We start from the raw sequence: 8,504 nt of genomic DNA on the forward strand, positions 1-8,504 counted from the left end.
CTCAGACATGGATGAAATCCTGGAAATCTTCTTCCAGGAATGCGACGAACAGCTGCAGGAGCTGGAATCCGGGCTGTCTGCGCTTGATGCGGACCGTGCAGAGGACGACACGGTCAACGCGGTGTTTCGGGCGGTGCATTCCATCAAGGGGGGGGCGGCTTCGTTCGGGCTTCAGAACCTGGTTCGCTTTGCTCATGTCTTCGAAAATTCGCTCGACGGCGTCCGGTCGGCGCGGATCGAGCCGACGCGTGATGTCATTGCCGTCTTTCTCAAAAGTATGGATGTTCTGAGCGACCTTGTGGTCGAAGCCCGCGGCGGAACCACAGTTGACCCATCGCGTGTCGATGAGAGCGTCGCCGAGTTACAGGGGGTGATTGCCTCTGATCCTCGGGGCTCCGACACGCATTCCGAGGCCGATGACAACGCGATCGATTCAGGCTTTTGTCCTGTCCCGATGGAATTTGAGCCCGTCGCGTTCGATTTTGGCGATGAGCTGGGGATGGATAGTTCAGCGGTGGATTCCTCCGCCCGATGGCATGTGTCCTTTCATCCCCATGATGAGATGTATGGTTGCGGGGACGACGCCAGGAACATTCTGCTCGCCCTCACGAATCTTGCGAAAGAAAAAGGCGAAGCGGCGTCAATTTTCTGTAATTCCGAGGCTCTGCCGAGCCTAGAGACCATGGATGTCGAAAAGTCCTATCTTCGTTGGGATATCCTGCTTCCGCTCGCCGTCGATGAGGGGACGATCCGCGACGCGTTCGACTGGGTGATCGATAGCTGCACGTTTGCGATACAACGTGATGACGCCTCACTTATCCCAGGAGAGGACTTACCCGAATTTGCAGAATCGCTCGAGAGCGTCAGTGAAAGTTCGGGCACATCTTCAGAGAGCCACCCTCCCGAAGAACTTGCAATCGTCCCGGTTACGCGTCCTAGCGTTGGTACCGGCGCTCAGCTAAGGGCCATCGACTCAAGGCCACCTGCCGAAAAGATACTCGAAGCGATCGCATCCGCGACCCAGACACTTAAAGAGGACGAGCCTCAGGCTGCAACCGCACGCAAGACCGAGTCAGCCTCGATCCGCGTTGATCTTTCCCGTGTGGACGACCTGATGGATCTTGTCGGTGAGCTGGTTATCGCGCAGGCGGCGGTTCAGTCTCTTTGTCAGAAAAGCGGTGTTTCGGGGCATCACGAACTCATTCAGAGCATTGAGGGCATGCAAACCCTCACCCGTGACATACAGGACGCGGTCATGTCGGTGCGCGCTCAGCCCGTGAGAAGCGTCTTCCAGCGCATGCAACGGGTCGTACGTGAAGCAAGCGCGATGACGCAGAAGGCGGTGAATCTCGTACTTGAGGGTGAGGATACTGAAGTTGACAGAACCCTTATCGAGAAACTTGCAGCTCCCCTCACCCATATGCTGCGTAACGCGGTCGATCACGGCATAGAGAAACGTGAGGACCGTATCGCCTCTGGCAAGTCTGCGGAGGGCCATATTACGCTCTCCGCCGAACACCGGTCTGGGCGTATTCTGATCACGATCAGAGATGACGGCGCAGGCGTCAATCAGCAGCGTGTATTCGAGACGGCGGTGAAGCGAGGCATCATCCCGCCAGATGCCACACTGAGCGAAGACGAAATCAACAATCTCATCTTCACTCCGGGCTTCTCTACCGCATCGGAGGTCTCCGATCTTTCCGGGCGCGGTGTCGGAATGGATGTCGTCAAGCAGGCGATCATGAGCCTCGGCGGCCGCGTTGTTATCAGCAGCGTGTCGGGCAGAGGGACAACATTCAGCCTGAGCCTGCCGCTGACCCTGGCGATTCTTGACGGGATGCTGATCAACGCAGCCGATACGACGATGGTGATCCCGATTTCGGCAGTATCGGAAGCAATCATCGTGAGCGAAGGCGATATCTATGCCCTGCCTGACGGCACGAATATCATTTCCAAGCGCGGGGAGTGTATTCCCCTCCTGCCGCTAGCCGCAACACTCGGCCTCGCAGCGCCTCGCAAGCAAGGAACACTTGAGGGCGCTGTGGTGCTTGTCGTTGAGAATGAGTCCGGTAGTCGAGCTGCGCTCATCGTTGATGAAATCTGCGGACAGACGCAGGTCGTCATTAAAAGTATGGAAAAGAATTACCGGCACATATTTGGGGTCTCGGCAGCCACGATCCTCGGAGATGGAAGCGTTGCTCTCATTCTGGACGTCTCCGCGTTGATAGCAGCGGCGCTCAGCCAAACGGAAAACAAATCAATGCTCGGTCTTTCCGAGCTCGTAGCCTAGGCCATCAAGAAATGCTCAGTATCAATCAGGAATCTCCGATGACCGACCAGCTGGCAACAATCGACGGGCAAAACGTTGCATCCATCAAGATGATCGTCTTTGCGGTCGGCGCGCAGGAATACTGCATACCGATACTTAGTGTCCGTGAAATCAGAGGCTTCGAAAAGACTACGACGCTTCCTTTCGCCCCCGCTTACGTGTGCGGCGCGATCAATCTGCGCGGGATTATTCTGACTGTCATCGATTTGGCCGCCTATCTGAACATCGCACCGGAACTCGAAAACGCTCGACGTGTGGTGGTCATCGTCGAATCCCGGGGTGGGGTTGTCTATGGCCTCCTCGTCGACAGGGTGATCGACCTCGCCGATATCAAGTCGACCGACATCCAGCCGACGTCTGACGAGGGAGGATGCCTTCATGGTCTTGTGCTCGTCGATAACAGGATGATCGGCATCCTGAAGCTGGACACGGTCGTGAAGCAACTCGTTGGCGAATCTCCGAAAGAATGACGACACCGATCACCCTCTCCGCTCCGGAATACACTGATGCTGATTTCCGGCGTCTTCAGGCGATCGCGCAAGAACAGGCAGGTATCTGCCTCCCTGATACAAAAAAGGCGCTCGTCTATGCGCGTGTTTCACGGCGCGTCCGAGAACTGCAGATGGCGAGCTTCAGTGACTATCTCGCCTTTACAACCAGTCCTTCGGGCACAGTCGAGATGGAGAAACTCATTTGTTCCATTACGACGAACGTGACAGGGTTCTTCAGGGAAAGAAATCATTTCGATCATCTGCGTACTGAGGTTATGCCGTCGTTGATCCCAGTGCTTCGCCAGGGAAAAAAGACGCGCATATGGTCAGCAGCGTGCTCTACTGGACAAGAGCCCTGGAGTATCGCCATGACGGTGGAGGGCAGCTTCCCGGAAATCGGGAACTACGATTTTCGTATCCTCGCCACAGATATCAATAGCGAGGTTGTAGCGCGGGCGGCCGGTGGCATTTACGGGCGAGACGAATTGGAGGGAATTCCCGAGCGGGAGCGCGGACTCTATCTGGAGGACGATGGCGCTGGGTCACTGAGCTTCAGCGCTTCTCTACGTAAGTTACCAAGTTTCAAGGTGCTCAACCTGAATGCTCCCTGGCCGTTTCGGGGCAGTTTTTCCGTCATCTTCTGCCGAAACGTCGTCATCTATTTCGATGACGAAACTCGGGAAGCATTATGGGCGCGTTTGTCCGAACGCCTCGAGCCGGGTGGCTTCCTGTATGTTGGTCACTCCGAACGCGTGGCAAACGCCACGCAATGCGGCCTGGTGAATATTGCACCGACCATTTACAGAAAGGAGGGCTGAGCATGATCCCCCCGGTGAAGGTCCTCGTAGTCGATGATTCGCGTACAGCGCGTGCGATGATCCGTCACGCTTTCCAAGGTCATCCTGACCTCGTGATTACAGGCGAGGCTTCGAACCCCCTCGAGGCCAAGGACATGATCATCAAGGAACAGCCCGACGTCATCACGCTCGATATCGAAATGCCCAACATCAATGGGCTCCAGTTTCTGGACAAAATCATGCGGCTGCGACCGATCCCGGTCGTCATGGTCTCGAGCCTGACCGAGCGAAACGCCGAACTGGCGCTCACCGCGCTCCAGATGGGTGCATTCGACTGTTTTCCGAAAGCCATGTCATCTGCACCGGGTGTGAACGCCTATTCCGGCCTTCCAGGAATTGTCCGCCAGGCAGCGAAGTCCAAGCCTGAAACGCGTGTCAAAGAGCTCTCGGCGGTAAGGATGACGCCTGAGCCTAGAGGCTGGGCGCAGGAATTCTCGGTCATTGCAATCGGCTCCTCGACAGGAGGTGTAGAGGCGCTGGAAGAGGTTCTAAGCGGCTTCCCCGCCTCTAGTCCTCCCATCGTCATATGTCAGCACATGCCAGCGTTTTTTACAGCGAGCTTTGCAACTCGCCTTGATAAAAAAATCGGGGGACTAACCATTCGCGAGGCGCAAGATCGCGAGACCCTCGGGCCTGGCGATGTTAGAATAGCGCCAGGGGGGACGCGTCATATGACAGTGGCTACAAAGGATCGCGCGGTGACGACAAGGCTGCATTCGGGGCCCCCGGTCAGCGGCCACGTGCCTTCAGTCGATGTGCTTTTTGACTCGGTTGCGGAACAGGTTGGCAAAGCGGCGCTTGGAATCATCCTGACCGGTATGGGGCAGGATGGTGCCGAGGGGTTGCTCTCCATGCGCCGCGCAGGCGCCTGGACCATTGCGCAAGACAAAGCCACTTCGGTGGTATACGGGATGCCTCGTGTCGCGGCTGAAATTGGGGGTGCCGCGCAGATCGTACCGCTCGGCCAAATCAGTCATGCTGCGATGACCGCACGAATACGATGATTTCTCCTTCAAATACACCTCCAAGTCATCAAGCCGCATCACGTTATTTCCCTCCGCGCGAAGCTCTAAGGACCTGATATGCCCGCTGCCTCTCAAATTAGAGCTCTGATCGTCGATGATCAGGCCTCCATACGCCAGGTTCTCGCTAATAATCTGGCGCAACTTGGTTTCACACAGGTGGCCCAACGTAAGGACGGCAAGGAAGCTCTGGAGTATCTGGGCCAGAACCCTACACATCTCGTGATATCTGATTTCAACATGCCAGTCATGGATGGTTTGGCTCTGCTCCGCGCAGTGCGCGAAAATCCAAAAACCCAAAAGACCGCCTTCGTGATCTTAACGAGCGAAGCCAGCCGAGACCTTGTGCAGGAAGCGATCAAGGCTGGCGTCAATAATTTTCTTGCAAAACCCTACACCGTCGCGAAACTTCGCGAAGTACTGGAGAAGGTCTTCGGGCCTATTACCTGATGCAGCAACCGATGCAGGCTCAAACCGTCATTCAGGGTGAGGTCGTCATCTCCAGCGGGAGCGATACCCTGCTCACGACCCTGCTCGGGTCGTGCATCTCCGTCTGCATGTACGATCCAATCGCCCGGATAGGAGGCATGAATCACTTCCTCCTGCCGACGGGAGAAGGATGCGACAACAACACCGCGCTCCGCTTCGGCGTCAACGCGATGGAAAAGCTCATAAATGGCATTCTCACTTCTGGTGGGAAACGTGACCGGCTTTTGTGCAAAGCTTTCGGCGGAGCAGCGATCGTGCCCTCACTCGGGAAGATTGGTCATGAGAACGCGGTTTTTGTCATCGGCTATCTGGCCGACGAACGTATATCCTGCATAGCACAGAGCCTCGGTGGCACTCAGGCCAGACGTATACGCTTTTGGCCAGCGACCGGAAAGGCACAGCAAAACCTCGTCGAAGATGGCCGCGCTATTAGCGTGGAAGAACAAGCATATAACAAAAAAGAGGCCGCCTACGAGAAGAAGTGGAAGATGAGCGAAGTTGCACATGTCGAACTCTTCTAGCTCGGTTGCGCCCATGCTCATCATTTACCCGCTATCCGGCGTCGCCTCTTTGCACCTGGAAGCCGCCCCTTACGGATTGCTTCCTCCCCCACGTCACTTGGGAATCATGTAATCGATGAACACCGAGCCCCGCGAAGTCATTTCCAATATCGTTGCGCAGCTTGTTATCACACATGGTGATCTCCTAAGCGTGCAGGCGGCGATCGAGAGGTCTGCTCTGAATACGAGTTTTCACGAAAGTGAGATCAGGAATCTGCAGAAGCTCGACCATGCGACACAATTTGTGGATGCAATTACGATCATTCTGCGCAACTTCATGGACACGGCCTGTCATAATGGCGACAGGCCAGTCAGCCTGGATTCGCTCCTCCAAAATGTGCAGCTTGGCAGTGTGCGCGGCCTTTTCACCGGCAAGACGAGCGAGCCGCCCTCTTCTGTCGGCGAGGTGGATTTTTTCTAAGCGAAGAGACCCAGGAGGGTGGGGCAGAGAAGGATACGGTCCCTCAACCCGCCACACCCGTCAGGCCATCAAGGACATCCTGCGCAATATCGATCAGAGGATTCAGCGTCAGACGGTCATCGAGGATTGCCTGGATGCCGTATCTCTGCGCTTTATCGGCGAGATCGATGATCAAGGCCCGCTCCTCGTCGGGCGTTAACCCGCTATCTATGATGTTCGCTTTCATTATGAGGGACCAGAGTTTCTGATGGCGATCCAGAGCCTTCATACGCATTGATGCGTCTTGTTCGGCCCTGCTCAACTCATCAATCATCATGGTGAAGCAAGCGATCTCCGCCTCTCTGCCCGTCATGCTTGTATCTGCAACGGCTTTGTAGGCGCGCAACCCAGGGTGCATTTCGAACCTATCCCAACATGTCTATGATATCAAAGACGATCGCACAGCTGATAACGGGCACGATAACCTGCAACGCGCACATACCGCCATCAGACAATATCGCACGTCGGGGCATCGTAACGCTCGAATTGACAGCGGTAGCAAGGTCTACTCTTTCGCACTTGGACTACGGTCTGCGGGAACGTTTGGTAGCCATGAAAGAACCCCTGCACTCGGTGCATGACCGAGCATACTGTCGGGCGTCGTACGATTGGGACGGAAGCTCCGCACTCCGGCCAGATATTGCGATACTGTATTAACTCGCTCCGGAAACATGTAGCCCATGATGGCTGAAATTTTCCTCGGATTCATGCTGTTTGCAATCGACACCAAGACATGGATATCCATGATATTGAAGACGGCAGCAGCCTCCCGTGGAGGCATTTCTTCATAAATTTTTACCAGTCGTGACGTCTCCGCCACCATCAGTTCCTTATGCTGCGCCTGTTTCTCCGCAAGCTCTGCCATCGAATTATCGATTGCACGCATCCTGTCCTCAAGAGCGATACGCGCGGAGTCCAAAACGTGCTTCTGTTCTTCCAGCCTGTGTTGCTCGTCTTCGATCGAACCCTGACGCGAGAGCAATCGCTTTACCAGCTCCGCCTGGGCTTGCTCTTTGGTCGGTCCTGTCGTTTCGCCGATACTGCCCGGTACGCAAGGCGTTGCGACACACGACGAGGCAGGAGCGTCGTTATTGAGAAAAGCTGCATCTACCGGCACCATATCATCTCCAGGGGCTGGCCCTTGGCTCACGACTGGGATTGCCTGCCAACCATCTTTGCGCCCCACGTTTGCCGCGGCTTCGAGAGTATTCTCTCGAGCCCTGGTTGATCCCGTGGGCACCTTGCTGGGCGCCATCCCCGGGTCCGAATTTTCAGGTTGAACTGGCCGCTCATCCTGCCCCATGCGACTGGCAAGCGCATGCACATTCATTGCGAGCGCAAGGGTCATGAACACAGTCGAAATATGGAGCAAACGTCCCAAAGGCAGTCTTGGCATCGCCATGTAACCCAAATATAAGTAAGTTATTAAGTCTCTGAGCTTGAAAGAACCATTAATGTATTCGAGTTAATATATACTTAGCGATGACATATATTAGCCGTCCGTTACAATGCCCGCAGAACGTCGACATATCCATGACACCACGATCACGTGATAGTTACGGCAACGTGATTTGGCAAGCAGTTTCTGAGCGCTCCCATCTGGGGCTGCGCAACATGGGGAAACTCGCCTGAGCATCAGACCGCTTTTTTTCCGCCACGGTTTCACGTCACGCGAATTCTGGTAATCTTCTCTTATCCATTCGGGTTTTTATGGTGGTTGCGTGGCCCGATATCTGGGCGAGCACCAGGAGAAACTCGATGAGCCTTTCAATCAACACCAATGCCTCGGCGATGGTCGCCGTTCAGACCCTGAACGCTACCCAGACCGCTCTGAGCAATGCAGAAAACACCATCTCGACCGGCCTGAAGGTGTCGAGCGCTGCAGATAACGCGGCAGCTTACGGCATCGCGCAGCAGATGCAGGGCAACGTCTCCGGCCAGTCCGCCGTGAATGACGGCCTTTCCTTTGCCGCTCAGACCGTTAGCTCGACGAGCACAGCCGTCAACCAGATCATCAGCGTGCTCAACAGCGTGCAGAACGCCGTCACCACCCTTGGCAACAACCAGGGCAGCCCGGCCGCTCTCGATCAGATCGGCACGCAGATCACCGGCCTGCTTCAGCAGATCGACACCATCGCGCGTAACGCCACGTTCAACGGCGTCAACCTGATCTCGGGCAGCACCAGCGATGGCCTGGGCATTACATCCAACAATCTGAGCTACATCACCGGTCTGCAGGGTGACCAGACCACCATCACGGGCTTCAACGCAGCAATCGCTTCTTACATGGGCGGCT

The 8,504-nt window shown here is 55.7% G+C and carries 10 protein-coding genes; 8 read left to right on the forward strand and 2 right to left on the reverse strand.

All coding sequences use genetic code 11. The features are described 5' to 3' along the window. Positions 1 to 7: 7 nt before the first annotated feature. From C0V97_RS07505 to C0V97_RS07535, 7 genes are all read left to right on the forward strand, one after another. Entirely contained in the window at positions 8 to 2,290 is a 2,283-nt protein-coding gene (locus tag C0V97_RS07505) for a chemotaxis protein CheA (RefSeq protein ID WP_233582036.1), read from the forward strand. Between the two features lie 38 nt (positions 2,291 to 2,328). Continuing rightward, complete coding sequence (locus C0V97_RS07510; protein WP_127102009.1) at positions 2,329 to 2,799, forward strand: chemotaxis protein CheW; 471 nt, start codon at positions 2,329 to 2,331, stop codon at positions 2,797 to 2,799. Further along, positions 2,796 to 3,638, forward strand: coding sequence for a protein-glutamate O-methyltransferase CheR (locus C0V97_RS07515; RefSeq protein ID WP_127102010.1), 843 nt, complete (start codon positions 2,796 to 2,798; stop codon positions 3,636 to 3,638). Before C0V97_RS07510 ends, C0V97_RS07515 begins: the two co-directional genes overlap by 4 nt. Positions 3,639 to 3,640: 2 nt before the next feature. After that, on the forward strand, positions 3,641 to 4,681 hold the full coding sequence (locus C0V97_RS07520; RefSeq protein WP_127102011.1) for a chemotaxis response regulator protein-glutamate methylesterase: 1,041 nt from the start codon (positions 3,641 to 3,643) through the stop codon (positions 4,679 to 4,681). A gap of 78 nt (positions 4,682 to 4,759) precedes the next feature. Continuing rightward, on the forward strand, positions 4,760 to 5,149 hold the full coding sequence (locus C0V97_RS07525) for a response regulator (protein ID WP_023980065.1): 390 nt from the start codon (positions 4,760 to 4,762) through the stop codon (positions 5,147 to 5,149). Then, the gene (locus C0V97_RS07530; RefSeq protein WP_127102012.1) at positions 5,149 to 5,709 is read left to right on the forward strand and encodes a chemotaxis protein CheD; all 561 of its coding nucleotides are present in this window, start codon (positions 5,149 to 5,151) and stop codon (positions 5,707 to 5,709) included. Before C0V97_RS07525 ends, C0V97_RS07530 begins: the two co-directional genes overlap by 1 nt. 115 nt (positions 5,710 to 5,824) lie before the next feature. Beyond that, positions 5,825 to 6,169 (forward strand): hypothetical protein, encoded by a 345-nt coding sequence (locus tag C0V97_RS07535; protein ID WP_127102013.1) that lies wholly within the window; start codon positions 5,825 to 5,827, stop codon positions 6,167 to 6,169. A gap of 43 nt (positions 6,170 to 6,212) precedes the next feature. Here C0V97_RS07535 and C0V97_RS07540 read toward each other — a convergent pair whose 3' ends face one another. Both C0V97_RS07540 and C0V97_RS07545 read right to left on the reverse strand, forming a co-directional pair. Then, positions 6,213 to 6,566 carry a flagellar biosynthesis regulator FlaF gene (locus tag C0V97_RS07540; protein ID WP_127102014.1) on the reverse strand — a complete coding sequence of 118 codons (354 nt, stop codon included), beginning with the start codon at positions 6,564 to 6,566 and terminating at the stop codon, positions 6,213 to 6,215. Positions 6,567 to 6,713: 147 nt separating this feature from the next. After that, positions 6,714 to 7,328 (reverse strand): MotE family protein, encoded by a 615-nt coding sequence (locus tag C0V97_RS07545; protein WP_127102015.1) that lies wholly within the window; start codon positions 7,326 to 7,328, stop codon positions 6,714 to 6,716. A gap of 638 nt (positions 7,329 to 7,966) precedes the next feature. Between C0V97_RS07545 and C0V97_RS07550 the strand changes: the two genes are divergently transcribed. Beyond that, the coding region (locus tag C0V97_RS07550) for a flagellin (RefSeq protein ID WP_199751706.1) at positions 7,967 to 8,504 on the forward strand (538 nt) is incomplete at its 3' end.

Origin of the sequence: Asaia sp. W19, from assembly GCF_003994335.1 — a bacterium.
Classification (GTDB): domain Bacteria; phylum Pseudomonadota; class Alphaproteobacteria; order Acetobacterales; family Acetobacteraceae; genus Asaia.

Bases quoted from the DNA above. Each gene is read 5' to 3' on its own strand.
- C0V97_RS07505 (WP_233582036.1), top strand. From the start codon at position 8: ATGGATGAAATCCTGGAAATCTTCTTCCAGGAATGCGACGAACAGCTG.
- C0V97_RS07510 (WP_127102009.1), top strand. From the start codon at position 2,329: ATGACCGACCAGCTGGCAACAATCGACGGGCAAAACGTTGCATCCATC.
- C0V97_RS07515 (WP_127102010.1), top strand. From the start codon at position 2,796: ATGACGACACCGATCACCCTCTCCGCTCCGGAATACACTGATGCTGAT.
- C0V97_RS07520 (WP_127102011.1), top strand. From the start codon at position 3,641: ATGATCCCCCCGGTGAAGGTCCTCGTAGTCGATGATTCGCGTACAGCG.
- C0V97_RS07525 (WP_023980065.1), top strand. From the start codon at position 4,760: ATGCCCGCTGCCTCTCAAATTAGAGCTCTGATCGTCGATGATCAGGCC.
- C0V97_RS07530 (WP_127102012.1), top strand. From the start codon at position 5,149: ATGCAGCAACCGATGCAGGCTCAAACCGTCATTCAGGGTGAGGTCGTC.
- C0V97_RS07535 (WP_127102013.1), top strand. From the start codon at position 5,825: ATGAACACCGAGCCCCGCGAAGTCATTTCCAATATCGTTGCGCAGCTT.
- C0V97_RS07540 (WP_127102014.1), bottom strand. From the start codon at position 6,566: ATGCACCCTGGGTTGCGCGCCTACAAAGCCGTTGCAGATACAAGCATG.
- C0V97_RS07545 (WP_127102015.1), bottom strand. From the start codon at position 7,328: ATGGTGCCGGTAGATGCAGCTTTTCTCAATAACGACGCTCCTGCCTCG.